The following is a 19,417-nucleotide window of genomic DNA, read 5'->3' on the forward strand; positions in this document are numbered from 1 at the left end:
CTATTCGGCGACGATCACCGTCACTTCACCCTCGGCCGCGTCGGTCGGATCGCCTGCCACGACGAACCAGTGGGTGACCTCGCCCTCGGCCAGGTCGTCTTCGACCGAGGCGTCGGGCAGGACCGACAGGGCGCCCGCGGTGGACGAGGCCAGGAATTCCTGGACCGCGGCCGGGCCGGAGGCGTGGGTGGTGTAGGTGGTGCCTTCGTAGTCGATGGCGTGTTCATCGCGCAGGCGCTCGGCGAGGGCCACCGCGTCGGACTGGGCCAGGGCCGTGGTGTTCTCGCCCGAGACCAGCACGAAGGCCGGGTGGTCCTCGGCCAGGGGGCGGACGCGGTCGGCGTAGGAGACGGGATGGGCCGCGGCCGCGGCGATCTCGTCCTCGACGTCGGCCAGGATCAGCCACTGACCCGCCACCCCGGCGACCGGCGACGCGCTGATCCCGAAAAGAGCTCCCGCGGCGGCGATCTCGACGCCGGAGAGTTCGCCCGCGAACAGCACCGCGGCACCCGCCTTCTGGACCGCCCAGGCGGCCAGGACCGAATCCACGCTGCGCGGCAGCGAGATCGCGACCACGTCGCCGGGACCCGCACCGCGCGCGATGAGCACCCGGGCCAGCTGGGAGGACTTGCGATCCAGTGCGCTGTAGGCGATTTCGCTGTCACCGCGCAGCAACGCCGGAGCCTGCGGATCGGCTTCGACGACCTCGGCGAGGATCTTGGCCACCGTCTGCGCGCCGACACCGGAAACAACCGGAGCCGAAACAGCGGCTGTCACACCGGAATCGGCGAGCAGCTGAGCGCGTTCGCTCGCATCGAGGATGTCGATGTCGCCGACCAGACCGGACGGGTTGTCGAGCAGCTCGTCGAGCACCCGCAGCAGGCGCTGCGACAGCGTGCGGACCTCGTCGGCGGTGAAGGTACTGGTCAGGTACTTCATCGTGATCTCGATGGTCGACTCGGCCATCACCACCAGGGTGAGCGGGTAGTGGGTCGCGTCGTCGAGGCCGACACCGGTGACCTGCATGCCGTCGATCGAGCTCGCCGCGGTGACGGCGTCCTTGTCCATCGGGTAGGACTCGAACACCACCAGCGTGTCGAACTGCGAGCCCATGCCCGCCACCCGCTGGATGTCGGACAGACCGACGAAGTGGTGGCTGAGCAGCTCGGCTTGCTCGGACTGCACTCGCTGGGTCAGCTTCTCCGCGGTCATCCGGTCGTCGATCTGGATGCGCACGGGCAGGGTGTTGATGAACAGGCCGACCATCGACTCGACGCCGGGCAGTTCCGCCGGACGACCCGAGACGGTCGCGCCGAACACCACGTCGTCGCGCCCGGTGAGGCGACCGACGACGATGCCCCACGCGGTCTGCAGCATCGTGTTCACGGTGACCCCGAGCTCGCCGGCGAACTTGCCGAGCGCCCTGGTGCGGTCGTTGTCGATCTCGACGATGACCTTGCCGAGCTCGTAGCGTTCCTCGGTGCGCGGCGCGGGCGCGAGCTGGGTGGGGCCTTCGACCCCGGCCAGCGCGTCGGCCCACACCTGCAGCGACACTTCGCGATCCCAGCCCGAGAGCCAGGACAGGAAGTTGCGGTAGGACGCCACGCGCGGGAGCGCGGTGAGGTCACCGTGCACCGCGTAGAGCACGAGCAGGTCGCGCATGAGCAGCGGCATGGACCAGCCGTCGACCAGGATGTGGTGCACGGTGATCGCCAGGTGCGAGTGCTCCTCGTCGATCTTGTAGAGACCGAAGCGGATCAGCGGCGCGGTGGCCATGTCGAACTGGTTCGCCTGGTCGGCTTGCAGCAGTTGGCGCATGCGCGGCATCCGCTCGTCTTCGGGCAGGTCGGTGAGGTCGACCTCACGCCACGGCACCTCGAGCTCGGAGAGCACCACCTGTACCGGCTGACCGGCCGAATCGGTGACGAACGCGGTCCGCAGGTTCGGGTACCGGTCGAGCACGGCCTGGGCGGCGCCGCGCAGGCGCTCGGTGTCGAGGGTGCCGGTGAGGTCGAGGACGGCCTGCACGGTGTAGACGTCGACGGTCGCCGAGCTGAGCATGGCGTGGAACATCAGGCCCGCCTGCAGCGGCGAGAGCGGCCACACCTCCGACAGCGCCGGGTAGTCGCGCTCCCACAGCTCGAGATCGGACTGGCCGACCCGGACCAGGGACATGTCGGACGGGGTGAAGCCACCCGCGTCGACCCGCTGGGCGTGCGTGGCGAGCGCGGTGAGCGCGGCCACGAACAGATCAGCGAACTCCTGTGCCTGGTCGGCGGTGAGCAGACCCTTCGGGAAGGCGATGTTCGCGCCGAGCTGCGGGCCCTCGTCGCCGTCGTTGACGATGGCGTTGATGTCGAGGGTCGCGTTGGCGGGCATGTCGAGGTCCATCTCGGCGTCGAGTTGGCCCAGATCCGCCACCGGCACCCAGCCGAGTTCGGCGAGTTCGGCCGGGATCTCACCGGCGGTCGCGCGACCGAGGTAGTTGAAGCTGATCTGGCCCACGCTCGGCAGGTCGGCGCCGTCGAGGTACTTCAGCATGCCGAAGCCGATGCCCTTGTCCGGCACCGCGAGCATCTGCTCCTTGACCGACTTGATGACGTCACCGAGCGCGGCGCCACCGGCGAACGCGTCGTCGAGGTCGGCACCGCCCAGGTCCAGCCGGACCGGGAACGCGGTGGTGAACCAGCCGACGGTGCGCGACAGATCCGCACCGGCCACGATCTCTTCCTGGCGGCCGTGGCCTTCCAGCTTGATCAGGGCCGCGGTGCCGGATTCGTCTCCACGCCAACGGGATACGGCCAGCGCGAGTGCGGTGAGCAGACCGTCGTTGACGCCGCCGTGGTAGAGGCCCGGGATCGCGGTGAGGACCGCGTCGGTGACCTCGGGCGAGAGGGTGACCTGTACCCGGTCGACGGTGGCGAAGGTGTCGACCTGCGGGTCGAAGGCCCGCGCGCCGAGCTGCGGATCGACGGTGGCCGACACCTCGCGCCAGAACGGCAGTTCCGCGCGACGATCGGTCGACTGCTCGACCAGGCTGTGCGCCCAGCGACGCATCGAGGTGCCGTTGACCGGCAGCGTCACCTGCTGGCCCGCCGCGATCTGTCCCCAGGCCATGCCGAGATCCGGGATCAGGATGCGCCAGGAGACGCCGTCGATCACGAAGTGGTGGCCGACGATGAGCAGGGCGTCGCGCCGGCGCGGACCTTCGGCGGGCTCACCGAAGGCGAACCAGACGAACTGCACCATGGCGGCGTTCGCGGGGTCGAGACGGCCCATGGCCTCGTCGTATTCGACGCTGGCCAGCTTGGACAGCTGATCGTCGGCGATGTCACCGGCGACCTCGACCCGGCGCACGAGCGTGGTCACGTCGACCTCGCCCGGTGCCAGAGCCTCGAAGATCCACCCGTTCGCGGCGTCCTTCGCCACTCGCGAGCGCAGCACATCGTGGTGGTCGAAGACCGCGCCGATCGTGGCGTGCAGGACATCGGCGGTGATGTTGTCGGGCAGACGCAGCACCATCGACTGGGAGAACCGGTCGTAGGTGGAACCGCTCGCCAGAATCTGGCGCATGATCGGCAGCATCGGGATATCGCCGACACCGCCGCCCGGCAGTTCCTCGAGCACGATCTGTTCGGCGTCGCCCGCGAGCACGGCGATCTCGGCAAGCCCTGCCACGCTGCGCTTGTCGAACACATCACGCGGCTTGAACAGCACGCCGCGATCCTTGGCCCGCGAGACCAGCTGGATGGACAGAATCGAGTCGCCGCCGAGGGCGAAGAACGAATCGTCCAGCCCCACGGCGTCCACACCGAGCACTTCGGCGAAGACAGTGGCGATGATCGCCTCGATTTCGCTGGTCGGCGAGCGGAACTCGCGCGGAGCGAGGACCGGCTCCGGCAGTGCGCGCCGGTCGAGCTTGCCCGCGGGGGTCAGCGGGATCTCGTCGAGGACCATCACGGCGGCGGGCACCATGTGCGCGGGCAGATGCTGCGCCGCGTACTCGACCAGGGCGGCCGGATCCACGTTGCCGCGGACGTAGGACACCAGGATGGTGGCGCCCGCGTCGGTCTTGCGGCCGATGGTGGCGGCGAACTCGACGTTGTCGTGCGCGGTGAGGACCGCGTCGATCTCGCCCAGTTCGATGCGGAAACCGCGGATCTTCACCTGGAAGTCGTTGCGGCCCACGTATTCCACGACCGGCTTGCCGTGCACCGTGCGCCAGGCGACGACGTCACCGGTGCGGTAGAGGCGCTCGCCTGCCACGTACGGGCTGGCCACGAAACGTTCGGCGGTGAGGCCGTGGCGCGCGTGGTAGCCGCGCGCCAGCGGGACACCGCCGAGGTACAGCTCACCGGCCACGCCCTCGGGGACCGGGCGCAGGCGGCTGTCGAGCACGTACACGGTCGCGCCCGCGATCGGGCCACCGATGTTCATGGTGTCGGCCGGCAGCAGCGGATCGGACAGGTTGGTGGCGATGGTCGCCTCGGTGGGACCGTAGGCGTTGTAGAACCGGTGCAGCGCCGGGTCGGTACCCGCGCTGTGCCAGTTCGCGACCAGGTCGACGGGAGCCTTGTCGCCACCGACGATCAGCGCTTCGAGCCCGGCCAGTGCCGCGGGTTCCATCGACGCCGCGACCAGCGGGGTGAGGAACACATGGGTCAGTTGCTCGCCGGCGATGATGTCGGCCAGCTCCTCGCCGCCGACCACACCGACCGGTGTGATCACGAGGGTGCCCGCCGAGCCGACGGCCAGGAGGAACTCGAGGATCGACGCGTCGAACGACGGTGACGCGAACGCCAGGGTCCGCGCGTTCTTGTCGAGACCGAACTGCGCGACCTGGGCGGCGGCGAAGTTGGGCACACCGGCATGGGTGACGACGACGCCCTTGGGCAGACCCGTCGAACCCGAGGTGTAGATCATGTAAGCCGTGTTGCCGGGGCGGACTTCACCACGGCGATCGGCCTCGGTGATCGGGGCCTCGGACTGTGCGGCGACCTCGGCCTCGGTGGCCGCGTCGTCGAGGGTCAGCCAGTCGCCCAGCACGGGCGTCGGCAGGTGGTCGGCCTCGGCGGACACCGTGATGCCCAGTGCCGCACCGGAGTCCGACATCATGTGCGCGATGCGCTCGGCCGGGTACTTCGGGTCGACCGGAAGGAACGCCGCGCCGGTCTTGCTGACGGCCCAGATGGCCAGGGTCGTGTCGAGCGAACGCTGCATGGCGATGGCGACGACGGTCTCCGGTGCCGCACCGCGCTCGATGAGCACCCGTGCCAGGCGCGAAGACGCCGCGTCGAGCTCGGCGTAGGTCAGCGAGGCCGACTCGCCCGGCGCCACGATGGCCTGACCGGTCGGGTTGGTTGCCACGGCCTGGGCCAGCAACTCCGGCAGGGTGCTCACCTCTGCGGCGGGACCGCCTGTGCGGCTGAGCAGTTCGGTGCGCTCGGCGCTGTCGAGGAGTTCGAGGTCACCGACCGGGGTGGTGGTGTCGGCGACGACCTCGGCGAGCAGACGCTGGAAGCGCTGCGCGAACTTCTCCACAGTCGACTGGTCGAACAGCGCACTGGCGTAGGAGAACTCGGCGTAGGCGCCCGCGTCATCACCAGCTGCGGCTTCCCGCACGGTGAGCAGCAGGTCGAACTTGGCGGTGTCGACGTCGAAGTCGACGGCCGAGACCGACAGGCCGGGCAGCTCGAAGCCGGCGTCGGGCAGGTTCTCGAACGACAGCGCCACCTGGAACAGCGGGTGCCGCGCGGTGGAGCGCTCGGGGTTGAGCAGTTCCACCAGGCGTTCGAACGGGATGTCGGCGTGGGCGAAGGCGGCCAGGTCGGCTTCCTTGGCCTGGGTCAGCAGCTCCGCGAAGGTGAGCTGTCCGCCGACCTGCGTGCGCAGGGCGAGGGTGTTGACGAACATGCCGATCACGTCGTCGAGTTCGGCTTCGCCGCGGCCGGCGATCGGGGTGCCGATGACGATGTCCTCGGTGCCCGACATGCGTGCCAGGAATACCGCCAGCGCGGTGTGCACGACCATGAACAGCGTCGCGTTCTGCTCGCGAGCGATGGCGGACAGTCCGGCGTGGATGTCGCCGCCGATCGGGAACAGCACCCGGCCACCGGCGAAGGACTGCGTGCTCGGACGCGGGCGATCCAGGGGCAGGTTCAGCTCGTCGGGAACACCGGCGAGCGCGCGCTTCCAATAGCCGGCCTGCTGGGCGATGAGGCTGGTCTCGTCGGTCTCGGCGCCGAGCACCTCGCGCTGCCAGACGCTGAAGTCGGCGTACTGCACCGGCATCGGCGCCCAGCCCGGTGCTTCACCCGTGGCACGGGCGGCGTAGGCGATCATCACGTCGCGGGTCAGCGGGCCCATGGACCAACCGTCTGCGCTGATGTGGTGGGCCACGAAGACAAGGACGAATTCCTCGTCGGCGACCTGCATGAGCTTCGCACGCAACGGAACTTCGTCGATCACGTCGAAACCGGTGGTGATCAGCTCGGCGATCTTGTCGCGCACCTGTTCGGGAGCAACGGTTTCCGGCGTCAGATCCGGGACGTTGCCTTCGACCGGCAGGATCACCTGGTGCGGCGTGCCGTCGGTCGACGGGTACACCGTGCGCAGGGTCTCGTGCCGTGCGAGCACATCGGCGACGGCCAATTGCAGCGCCACCACGTCCAGCGCGCCCGACAGGCGAACGGCGACGGGGATGTTGTTCACCGAAGAGGCAGTGTCGAACTGGTTCAGGAACCACATGCGCTGCTGCGCGAGCGACAGCGGCACCTGATCCGGGCGCGGACCGGCGACCAGCGCGCGACGCCCACCGGCACCCGCACCCTGCTCGACCTTCACCGCGAGCCCGGCCACCGTCGACGCCTCGAACAGCAGGCGCACGGGCACCCGGCTGTCCAGAGCGGCGCCGAGGCGGGCCGCGACCTGGGTGGCCAGCAGCGAGTTGCCGCCGAGGGCGAAGAAGTCGTCGTCGGCACCGACGCGTTCGGCGCCGAGAACATCGGCGAACACGCCGGCCACGATCTCCTCGATCGGGGTCGACGGCGCGCGGAAGGTCTGCGCCTCGAACTCCGGCTCCGGCAGCGCCTTGCGGTCGAGCTTGCCATTGACATTCAGCGGCAGCGCGTCCAGCACCACGAACGCGGCGGGCACCATGTACGACGGCAGACCGGCGGCCAGCGTCGACTTGACCTGTGCCACCTCGATATCCGAGCCGACCAGGTAGGCGACCAGACGGTCACCGGTGCGCGGATCGGACTTGGCGATCACCGCTGTCTGGGCGATCTCGGGCAGCGCGAGCAGCGCGGCCTCGATCTCGCCGAGCTCGATCCGGAAGCCGCGGATCTTCACCTGGAAGTCGGTGCGGCCGCGGTAGTCGAGTTCGCGGTTGTGCCAGGCCACCAGGTCACCGGTGCGGTACATGCGAGTGCCCGGCGTGAACGGGTTGGCCACGAAGCGATCGGCGGTCAGGTCGGGGCGACCGTAGTAGCCGCGAGCCAACTGCGCGCCCGCCAGGTACAGCTCACCGGCGACCCCGTCTGGCACCGGGCGCAGACGCTCGTCGAGCACGTAGACCTGACTGTTCCACTCGGGCGAACCGATGGAGACCGACACCTGGTCGGCGGCGTTCACCCGGTGCGAGGTGATCGAGACGGCGGCCTCGGTCGGGCCGTACAGGTTGAACAGCTCGGTACGGCTGAACTCGGCGCGGAAGCGCTGGGCCAGCGAACCCGGCAGCGCCTCACCGATGGCCAGGACCCGCCACAGCGAATCGGGCATTCCCGCGGTGATGAGCGCGTCGAGCATCGACGGCACCACGTGCAGGGTGGTGACCCATTCGCGCGACATCAGCTCGTTGAGGTAAGCCGGGTCGCGATGGCCGTCGGCCGAGGCGATCACCAGGCGTCCACCGCAGACCGCGGCCGACCAGAACTCCCAGACCGAGAGGTCGAAGGTGGCGGCGGTCTTGAGCAGCACCGCGTCGGCGGCGTCCATGCCGAACTCGATCAGCTTCCACTGCAGCTGGTTGGCGATGGATCGGTGAGGAACGGCGACACCCTTCGGGCGGCCGGTGGAACCGGACGTGAAGATCACGTACGCGGTGTTCTCCGGACGCAACGGCTCGGTGCGCTCGGCATCGGAAATCGGTGCGGTGCCGATCGATTCCAGGTCGAGCTCGTCGATCCGCACGACCGGTGCGACATCAGTGGCGAACTCGGCGTTGGTCAGCACGCAGACCGGTGCCGCCGTCTCGAGGATGTAATCGGTGCGCTCAGCCGCCTGATCGGGGTCGACCGGCACGTACGCGCCACCGGACTTGGCCACCGCGTACATCGCGACAACCAGGTCCACCGAGCGGCGCATCGCCAGCGCGACACGGGACTCCGGGCCCACACCGAGCGAGATCAGGTGCCGTGCGAGGCGGTTCACCTTCGCGTCGAGTTCGGCGTAGGTGAGCTGGGCACCGTCGTCGGTGACCAGGGCGGTCGACTTCGGGTCGGCGGCCACCGACGCGTCGAGCAGCGAGACCAGGGTGGCCTCGGTGTCGACCGAGTAGGCGGTGGCGTTGCGGGCGTCGAGGATCTGGGTGCGTTCGGCCGTGGCCAGCAGCTCGATATCGCCGACCGCGGTACGCGGGGTGGCGACGATCGCGCCGAGCAGCCGGACGAAACGCTCCACGAAACCTTCGACCGTGGCGTGGTCGAACAGGTCGGTGGCGTAGGTGAACAGACCCGAGATGCCCTCGGGCTCACCGGCATCGCCGTAGCGGTCGGTGGCGATCAGGTGCAGATCGAACTGCGACAGCTCGGTGGCGATATCGAGGCCCGAGACCGTCAGGCCCGGCAGTTCCAGGGTGGCGCGGCTGAGGTTCTGGAACGACAGACCCACCTGGAACAGCGGATGACGCGCGGTGGAGCGCACCGGGTTGAGCACCTCGACCAGGCGCTCGAACGGCACGTCGGCGTTGGCGAACGCCGCGATGTCGTCTTCACGCTGGCGGGCCAGCAGTTCGGTGAACGCCTCGCCGCCGTCGACCTTGGTGCGGAACACCAGGGTGTTGACGAACATGCCGATCATGTCGTCGAGCGCGGCTTCGCCACGGCCGGCCATCGGGGTGCCGATGGCGATGTCGTCGGTGCCGGACAGGCGGGCGAGCAGCACCGCGAGGGCGGTGTGCACGACCATGAACAGCGTCGCGCCCTCGGCACGAGCCAGCTCGACCAGCGCGCGGTGGGTGTCGGCGTCGATCTGGACGTCGACCTTGCTGCCGGCGAAGGTCTGCACCGCGGGGCGCGGACGGTCGGCGGGCAGGTCGAGCTGATCGGGGAGGTCCGCGAGGGCCTGCTTCCAGTGCGCGACCTGCTTGGACGCCATCGAGTCGGCGTCGTCCTCGCTGCCGAGGAGATCACGCTGCCAGATGCTGTAGTCCGCGTACTGCACTGCCAGCGGTGCCCAGCCGGGCTCGGAGCCCATGGAGCGGGCCGCGTAGGCGGTCATCAGGTCGCGGGTCAGTGGGGCGACCGAGGAACCGTCGCCGGAGATGTGGTGCACGACCAGGGCGAGCACGAAGTCGTCGGTGTTCTCGACGCGGAACAGCGCCACCTTGAGCGGGACCTCGACGGTGACGTCGAACATCGTCGACATCAGTTCCGCCACAGCCGATTCCACCTGGTCGGCGGCCACGGTGCGTTCGATCAGTTCCGGCGCGGCCTGCGCGGGCGACAGGATCACCTGTGCCGCACCGGCTTCGGTCTGTGGGTAGATCGTGCGCAGGATCTCGTGGCGGGTCACCAGGTCGGTGACCGCCGCACGCAGCGCGTTCACGTCGAGGTCGCCGGTGAGGCGGACCGCGACGGGCACGTTGTACGCGGCCGACTGGGTGTCGAACCGGTTGAGGAACCACATCCGCTGCTGCGCGAGCGAGAGCGGGATGTGCTCGGGGCGCGGACCCGCGGTCAGCGCCTTGCGATCGCCGGTCTCGGCGTGCTGCTCGACCCGCTGGGCCAGCGCGGCCACCGTGGACGCCTCGAACAGCAGGCGCACGGGAATGCGGGTATCGAGTGCCGCGCCGAGGCGGGCGGCGACCTGCGTCGCCAGCAGCGAGTTACCGCCCCAGGCGAAGAAATCGTCATCGAGACCGAACCGCTTGGCTGAGCCGGATGCAGCCACTCCCGAGGGCCCTGCGTGGTCACGCTTCGCTACCGCCTCCGGGCCCGCCGGTCGCGGCTGGACGTCGAGACGAAGGACCTCGGCGAAGGTGGCCGCGACGAGCTGTTCGCTCGGGCTCACCGGCGCGCGGAACACGGCCTTCTCGACCTCGGGCTCCGGGAGAGCCTTGCGGTCGAGCTTGCCGTTGGCGTTCAGCGGCAGCGCGTCGAGCTGCAGGAACACGGTCGGAACCATGTACGACGGCAGTTCGGCGGCCAGCGCGGCACGGAGGGCCAGCTTGTCGAGCTCAGCAGCCGAGCGAGCCGGGGCACTCTCGGTCGCGGCGTCAGCGGTCGCCGAGTTCACAGCGCTGGTTGCCGCGGCCTTGTCGGCGGCGGTTCCGGCGACGACGTAGGCGACCAGGCGATCGCCTACGACAGGATCCGTGTGCGCGAGAACCGCCGCGGAGGTGATGCCGGGCTGACGCAGCAGCGCGGCCTCGATCTCGCCGAGTTCGATGCGGAAGCCGCGGATCTTCACCTGGAAGTCGGTGCGGCCCCGGTAGTCCAACTCGCCGTTGGCATTCCAGGCCACCAGGTCACCGGTGCGGTACATGCGCTCGCCGGTCACCGCGAACGGGTCCGCGACGAATCGGTCGGCAGTCAGATCGGCGCGACCGTAGTAGCCGCGGGCCAGCTGGGCGCCGGCCAGGTACAACTCACCGGAGACACCGACCGGAACGGGACGCAGGCGCGAATCCAGCACGTAGACACGGCTGTTCCACTCCGGCGCGCCGATCGACACCGAGACCGTGTCCGCGTCGGTCACCGCGTGGCTGGTGATCGAGACCGCGGCCTCGGTCGGGCCGTACAGGTTGAACAGCGCGGCGGTGTTGGCCGTGCGGAAACGCTGGGCGGTCGCGGCGGGCAGCGCCTCACCGATGGCGAGGACGCGGCGCAACGTTCGCGGCAGTGCGGCACCGGATTCGGTGAGCAGCGCGTCGAGCATCGACGGCACCACATGCAGCGTGGTGACGCCGGTGCCCCGCATCAGGTCGTTGAGGTAGGCCGGGTCGCGGTGGCCGTCAGCGGTGGCGACCACCAGACGGGCACCCGCGACGGCGGCGGTCCAGAACTCCCAGACCGAGAGGTCGAAGGTGGCGGCCGTCTTGAGCAGCACCGCGTCGTCGGCGCCGATGCCGAATTCGGCCGTCTCCCACTGCAACTGGTTGACGATCGCGCCGTGCGAAACCGCCACACCCTTGGGCTTGCCGGTCGAGCCGGAGGTGAAGATGACGTACGCGGTGTTCGCGGGGACCAGGGTGCGCCCGGTGATCGCGGCATCGCTGACATCGCTCAGGTCGAGGTCATCGAGGACCACGACTTCGGCTGCCGCCGTGCTGAATTCGGCGTTCGCCGTCGTCAGCACGACAGCCGGTGCGGCCGTCTCCAGGATGTAGTCGGTGCGCTCGGCAGGCTGATCCGGGTCGATCGGCACATACGCCGCGCCCGTGCGGGCCACCGCGTACATCGCGATGATCAGCTCGGCGGAACGGCGGATGGCAAGAGCCACCCGGTCTTCGGTGCCGATGCCGCGCGAGATCAGGTGCCGCGCGAGACGGTTGACCTCGGCGTCGAGCTCGGCGTAGGTCAGCTCGCGGCGTCCTGCGACGATCCGACCGACTGCGGCTGTGCCACTACCGGATTCGGCGTCGGCGGCAACCGCCTCGGATTCCGGCTCGTCCACGACCAGCGCGATGGCCTCGGGAGTGGCCGCCACTGTCGCATCGAGCAGCGATACCAGGGTGGCGTCGGTGTCGACAGCGTGCGCGGTGTCGTTCCACGCGCTGACGATCCGCTCGGATTCCGGCGTGGTGAGCAGGTCGATGTCGCCGACCGGGATGGTGGCGTCGGCGGCGACCGCGTCGAGCACCAGCAGGAAGCGGTCGGCGAAGCTCTGGACCGTCGCCTCGTCGAACAGGTCGATGGCGTAACCGAATTCGGTGACCAGCTGGGCCGGTGCGCCGTCGTCGGTGTAGCGGTCGTAGAGGGTGACGTGCAGGTCGGTCTTGGCCAGCTGCGAGTCGTAGTCGACGGCGCTGACGGTCAGGCCGGGCAGTTCGAAGGTGGCGTCGGCCAGGTTCTGGAACGACAGGCCCACCTGGAACAGCGGGTTGCGGGCGGTGGAGCGGACCGGGTTGAGCACCTCGACGAGACGCTCGAACGGCACGTCGGCGTTGGCGAAGGCTTCCAGGTCGCGGTTGCGCACGTCGGCGAGCAGTTCGGCGAAGGAGGCGCCGGGGTCGACGGCGGTGCGGAACACCAGGGTGTTGACGAACATGCCGATCAGGTCGTCGAGCTCACGCTCGCCACGGCCCGCGATCGGGGTGCCGACGGCGATGTCGTCGGTGCCGGACAGGCGGGCCAGCAGCACCGCGAGCGCGGCGTGCACGACCATGAACAGCGAGGCGTTGTTCGCCCGTGCCAGTTCGTGCAGGGCCGCGTGCCGCTCCGGGTCGATCTCGAAGCGGATGGCCTGGCCCTGGAACGACTGCGCGGGCGGGCGCGGCCGGTCGGCGGGCAGTTCGAGCTGGTCGGGCAGCCCGGCGAGCGCTTCGCTCCAGTAGGCGACCTGCTTGGCCGCGAGGGATTCGGGATCGGTCTCGTCGCCGAGGACTTCGCGCTGCCACAGCGCATAGTCGGCGTACTGCACGGGCAGCGGCGCCCACTGCGGCGCCTCACCCTGCACGCGGGCCACGTAAGCGGCCATGATGTCGCGCGCCAGCGGGCCCATCGAGGAACCGTCGGCGGAGACGTGGTGCACGGTGAACGCGAGCACGTGGTCGGTGGCGTTCAGTTCGAACAGCGCGACCTTGAGCGGCACCTCCTGGGTGACGTCGAAGGTGGTCATCGCGAATTCGATGACGCTACCGAGCAATTCGGCCTCGGTGACCGCGATGTGGTGCACCACGGCGCGGCTCTGCGAGACGGGCAGGATCACCTGGTGCGGGCCGTCCGGCGAGCCCGGGTAGGTGGTACGCAGCATTTCGTGGCGGGCGAACACGTCGCCGATGGCCTGCTCGAGCGCGGGCACGTCGAGTTCACCGGTGAGGCGGACGGCCAGGGGGATGTTGTCGACCGCGGAGGTGGACGTGTCGAACTGGTTGAGGAACCAGTAGCGCTGCTGGGCGGGCGAGAGCGGGATGACGGCGGGCCGCTCCCCCGCGGCCAGGCGCGGACGGGTGCGGCCGGAGCCCGCGTTGTGCTCGGCGCGGGCGGCCAGCGCGGAGACCGTCGAAGCCTCGAACAGGTCGCGCACCGAGAGCTGGGTGTCCAGGGCGGCGCCGATGCGGGCGGTGACCTGGGTGGCCAGCAACGAGTTGCCGCCGAGTTCGAAGAAGTCGTCGTCGGCGCCGACGCGGGTCACGCCGAGCACGTCGCCGAAGGTGCCCGCCACGATCTCCTCGATCGGGGTGGACGCCGCGCGGAACACCTTCGCCTCGAACACCGGCGCGGGCAGTGCTTTGCGGTCGAGCTTGCCGGAGGCGTTGAGCGGGAAGGCATCCAGGATCACGAAGGCGGTGGGGACCATGTAGGCCGGCAGCGCGCCACCGAGTTCGGTGCGCACGGCGTCGAGGTCGATGCCGGCACCGGCCGCCGGGATCAGGTAGCCGACCAGCTGGTCGCCGAGGCGCTCGTCGGAGCGGACCACGACCACGGACTGGGCGATCGAGGGCAGCGCGGTGAGCGCGGACTCGATCTCGCCGAGTTCGATGCGCAGACCACGCAGCTTCACCTGGAAGTCGGTGCGGCCCAGGTATTCCAGCTCGCCGTCCGCGGTCCAGGCGACGAGGTCGCCGGTGCGGTACATGCGGGCGCCGTCCTCGCCGAACGGATCAGCGACGAAGCGGTCGGCGGTGAGGTCGGGACGGTTGACGTACCCGCGCGCCAGCTGGACACCGGCCAGGTAGAGCTCGCCGGGGACGCCGACGGGCGCGGGGTGCAGACGCGAATCCAGCACGTACACCTGGGTGTTGAAGACCGGCGCACCGATCGGCACCGAGGTGGTGTCGGCATCGGTGACCTCGTGGAAGGTCACGTCGACGGCGGCTTCGGTGGGGCCGTACAGGTTGTGCAGGGCCGCGCCGGTGAGGGCGCGCATCCGCTGGGCGGTCGGCGCGGGCAGCGCCTCACCCGAGGCGAACACCAGTCGCAGGCTGCTCGAGACCTCGGCACCGTCGGCGAGCGCCACGGCGGCGGATTCGGCCAGTTCGGCGACGAAGACCGACATCATCGACGGCACGAAGTGCGCGGTGGTGACGCCTTCAGTGGCGATGATCTCGGCGAGGTAGGCCGGATCGCGGTGACCATCGGGCTTCGCGACAACGAGTTGCGCGCCGATCTGCAAGGGCCAGAAGAACTCCCACACCGACACGTCGAACGTCGCCGGAGTCTTCTGCAGAACGACGTCGGCCTCGGTCAGACCGTAAGCCTCCTGCATCCACACCAAACGGTTGACGATCGCACCGTGGCTGACCGCCACACCCTTCGGACGACCCGTCGAACCCGACGTGAAGATCACGTACGCCGTGTTCGCCGGACGCAGCGGCGCGATCCGCTCGGCATCGGTGACCGGCGCATCCGAGTAACCCGAGAGATCCAGGCCTTCGATGTTCAGCGCGGTGGTCGAGCCGGCGCCGAATTCGTCCCGGACAGTGGTCAGTACGCACACCGGCGCCGCGGTCTCGAGCACGTAGTGGGTGCGCTCGGCCGGGTGATCCGGGTCCAGCGGCACGTAGGCGCCACCGGCCACGCTCACCGCGTACATGCCGATCACCAGGTCGAGCGAGCGGCGCATGCCGAGCGCGACCATGGTGTCCGGGCCGACGCCCTGGGCGATGAGGTGGCGGGCCAGGCGGTTCACCTGCGCGGTGAACTCGCGGTAGGACAGACTCGTCCCCTCGAACGTCACGGCGGTCGCGCGCGGGCTGGTCGCGGCCTGTGCCTCGAACATCGACACCAGCGTGGCGGCTTGGTCGACCGGATGCTCGGTGGCGTTCCAGTCGGTGACCACCTGGCGGTATTCGGCCGGGGCCAGCAGCTCGATCTCGCCGATCGCGCGGGCGGGCTTGGCCACGACCGCGGTCAGCATCCGCACCAGGCGCTGCGCGAGGACGGCGATGGTGTCGGCGTCGAACATGTCGGTGGCGTAGGCGAATTCGGCGGTCATGCCGTCGGCGGAACCGTCGGCACGGTGACGATCGGCCAGGTTCAGGTGCAGATCGAACTTGGCGGTGACCACATCCAGCGGCACGCCCGCTACCTCGAGGCCGGGCAGTTCGAAGGACGCCTCACCGGTGTTCTGGAACGACAGCATCACCTGGAACAGCGGGTGGCGCGCCTGCGAACGGGCCGGGTTGAGGATCTCCACGAGCCGCTCGAACGGCAGGTCGGCGTGGCCGAAGGCGGCGAGGTCGTTCTCCCTGGTCTGCGCGAGCAGCTCGGTGAACGGCTGGGCCGGGTCGACCGCGCTGCGCAGGACCAGGGTGTTGACGAACATACCGATGGCATCGTCGAGCACCGCTTCACCACGACCGGCGACGGCGGTACCGATGGCGATGTCGTCGCTGCCGGACAGGCGAGCCAGCAGTGCGGCGAACGCGGCGTGCACGACCATGAACAGGCTGGCGCCGTGTTCGCGGGCCAGCGCGTTGAGTCCGGCGGACAGGGCCGGGTCGATGGAGAACTCGTGCACGCCACCGCGATTGGACGCGACGGCGGGACGGGCCCGATCGGCGGGCAGGTCGAGCTGGTCGGGCAGCCCGGCCAGGTTCTGCGACCAGTAGGCCACCTGCTGGGCGATCATCGACGACGAGTCCGCTTCGGAGCCCAGCGTTTCGCGCTGCCACAGGGCGAAGTCGGCGTACTGCACGGGCAGCGGGGTCCAGCCGGGCGCCTCACCGCGCGAGCGGGCGGCGTAGGCGATCATCACGTCGCGGGCCAGCGGGCGCACCGACCAGCCGTCGCCGGAGATGTGGTGCACGACGAAGACCAGCACGTGGGTGTCGGGGTGCGAGCCGTCCATCGAGCCCGCGATGCGCAGCAGTTCGGCGCGCACCGGGACCTCGGCGGTCACATCGAATCCGGCGAGCACGAGTTCGCTGATGCGATCGCGGATCTCGTCCTCGCCGACGGTGATCGGGTGCAGCGAGATCGGCATCTGCCCGGCGGGCAGCACGACCTGCACGCCCTGGCCGTCGGCGGTCTCCGGGTAGACGGTACGCAGCACCTCGTGCCGGTCGACCACGTCGGCGACGGCCTGGCGCAGGGCGTCGATGTCGAGGTCGCCGGTCAGACGGACCGCGAGGGGGATGTTGTTGACGCCGGTCGCGCTGTCGAAGCGGTTGAGGAACCACATGCGCTGCTGGGCGAGCGAGAGCGGGATCTGGTCCGGGCGCGCACCGGCGACGAGCTCGCGGCGACTGCCGCTGCCCGCGTGGACCTCGACCTTGGTAGCCAGCGCGGCCACCGAGGGCGCCTCGAACAGGGCGCGCACGGGGACGCGGGTGTCGAGGGCGGCACCGAGGCGGGCGACCACCTGGGTGGCGATGAGCGAGTTGCCGCCCAGGTCGAAGAAGTCGTCGTCGAGCCCGACCGCGCGATCACCGGACAGGCCGAGCACCTCGGCGAAGGTGGCGGCGACGATCTCCTCGATCGGTGTGCGCGGCGCACGGAACTCGCGCGCCTCGAACACCGGCTCGGGCAGGGCACGACGGTCGAGCTTGCCGTTGGCGCTCAGCGGCATCTCGTCGATCACGACGAACGCGGCCGGCACCATGTAGGACGGCAGTTGTGCCGCGAGCTGCGCGCGCAGAACGTCGATATCGGCGGTCTCGCCCACGGCGGGGACGACGTAGCCGACGAGCTGGTCACCGATGCGAGCGTCCGAACGCACGACCACCACGGCCTGCGTCACGGTGTTGTGCGCGGTGAGCGCGGCTTCGATCTCGCCGAGCTCGATCCGCAGACCACGCAGCTTCACCTGGAAGTCGGTGCGGCCGAGATAGGTGATGACGCCGTTCTCGTCGCGGCGGACGAGGTCACCGGTGCGGTACATCCGTTCGCCGTCGGTTCCGAACGGGTCGGCGACAAAGCGATCGGCGGTGAGGTCCGGTCGGCCGAAGTAGCCGCGGGCCAGCTGGGCACCGGCCAGGTACAGCTCACCGGCGACACCGGCGGCCACGGGGTGCAGGCGCGAATCCAGGACGTAGGCCTGCGAGTTCCAGACCGGCGCACCGATCGGGACAGCGCCGTCGACCTGGTCGGCGACCGGGCCGTGCGTCGCGTGGACGGTGAACTCGGTGGGGCCGTACAGGTTGAACAGCGCCGCGTCGCTCACCTTGCGGAATGCGACGACCGTATCGGCGGTGAATGCCTCACCGGCGATCAGCAGAGCGCGCAGCGAGGACAGAGCTCCGCCCTCGACCGCGGCCTGATCGATGCTGCCCGCGAACACGGTGAGCATCGACGGCACGAACGAGGTCATCGTGACCCGTTGCGCGGCAATGACATCCGCGAGGTACTGCGGGTCGCGGTGACCATCGGGGCTCGCCACGACGATCCGGCCGCCGGTGCTCAGCGGGCCGAACAGCTCCCACACCGACACGTCGAAGGTGGCGGGCGTCTTGAACAGCACCACATCGCCGGCGCCGATGCCGTATTCGCCGGTGATCCAGCGGATCTGGTTCACCACGGCCGAGTGCGGCACGGCCACACCCTTGGGGCGGCCGGTCGAGCCGGAGGTGAAGATGACGTAGGCCGGGTGCTGCGGGAGCAGCGGCGCGATCCGATCCGCATCGGTGACCGGAGTCTCCGGGTACGCCGAGAGATCGAGCGCGTCGATGACCAGTGTCGGTGCGGCATCCTCGAAGCCGTCGCGAATCGTCGTGAGAACCACCACCGGTGCGGCGGTCTCGAGCACGTACGCGATGCGGTCGGCGGGCTGGTCCAGGTCCAGCGGCACGTAACCACCGCCCGCCTCCTGCACCGCGTAGGCGGCGACGACCAGGTCGATGCTGCGGCGCAGGCCGAGGGCGACCAGGGACTCCGGGCCGACGCCCGCCTCGATCAGGCGATGCGCCAGACGGTGCACCCGGGAAGCGAATTCGGCGTAGGTCAAGGTTTCGCCGGTGGCGGGGTCGACCATCGCGACCGCGTCGGGCGTGGCCGCGGCCTGGCGGGCGAACTCGTCCACCAGCGTGCCCGCCTCGGACAGCTCGCGGGCGGTGTCGTTCCAACCGTGCACGGCCAGCGCGGTTTCCGCCGAGTCGAGCAGCGCGAGATCGCCGACGGCGCGGTTCGGCGCCGCCGCGATGCCGGCCAGCAGGCGGGCGAAGCGGGCACCGAAGCGGTCCATCGTCGCCGCGTCGAACAGGTCGGTGGCGTAGATCAGCTCGGCGACGATGCCCGATGCCTCACCCGGCTTCTCGGTGAGCACGACCTGCAGGTCGAACTTGGCCACGTCGATCGGCAGATCGACGCCGCTCACGGTGAGGCCGGGCAGTTCCAGGCTGGTCTGGCCGGTGTTCTGGAAGGCCAGCATGACCTGGAACAGCGGGTGGCGGGCCTGCGAGCGGGCCGGGTTGATGATCTCGACGAGGCGTTCGAACGGCAGATCGGCGTGGCCGAAGGCGGCGATGTCGCTCGCGCGGACCGCACCGAGCAGGTCGGCGAAGCTCGCGTCGCTGTCGATCTCGGTGCGCAACACCAGGGTGTTGACGAACATGCCGATCAGGTCGTCGAGCGCGCGCTCACCACGGCCCGCGATGGGGGTGCCGATGGCGATGTCGTGCTCGCCGGACAGGCGCGAGAGCAGCAGTGCCAGCGCCGCGTGGGAGACCATGAACAGCGTCGCGCCGCGGGTGCGGGCCAGCTCGGTCAGGGCCGCATGGGTTTTCGCGTCGATCTCGAAGGTGTGGGTGGCGCCGCGGCCGCTGGCGACCGCGGGGCGCGGCCGGTCGGCGGGCAGGTCGAGCTGCTCGGGCAGGCCGTCCAGGGTCGAACCCCAGTACGAGATCTGCTGGGCGATCACGGATTTCGCGTCGTCCTCGTCACCGAGCACGGCACGCTGCCACAGCGCGAAGTCGGCGTACTGGACTTCCAGCGGACGCCAGGCCGGTTCGGCGCCTTCGACGCGGGCGCTGTAGGCGGTCATCACGTCGCGGGTCAGCGGGCCCATGGAGAAGCCGTCGGCCGAGATGTGGTGC

General features: G+C 69.9%; 1 protein-coding gene (running past one end of the window). It reads right to left on the bottom strand.

Going from position 1 to position 19,417, the window contains the following annotated elements; genetic code table 11:
* On the bottom strand, window positions 1-19,417 hold the final stretch of the coding sequence (locus tag ACFQ9R_RS13845; RefSeq protein ID WP_378990846.1) for a non-ribosomal peptide synthase/polyketide synthase. The gene runs 24,668 nt beyond the window's last position; the window shows 19,417 of its 44,085 coding nt (coding positions 24,669-44,085); the start codon falls outside the window, past its right edge; it ends in the stop codon at window positions 1-3.

The organism is Nocardia sp. NPDC056541 (genome assembly GCF_042794235.1).
Taxonomy (GTDB): domain Bacteria; phylum Actinomycetota; class Actinomycetes; order Mycobacteriales; family Mycobacteriaceae; genus Nocardia.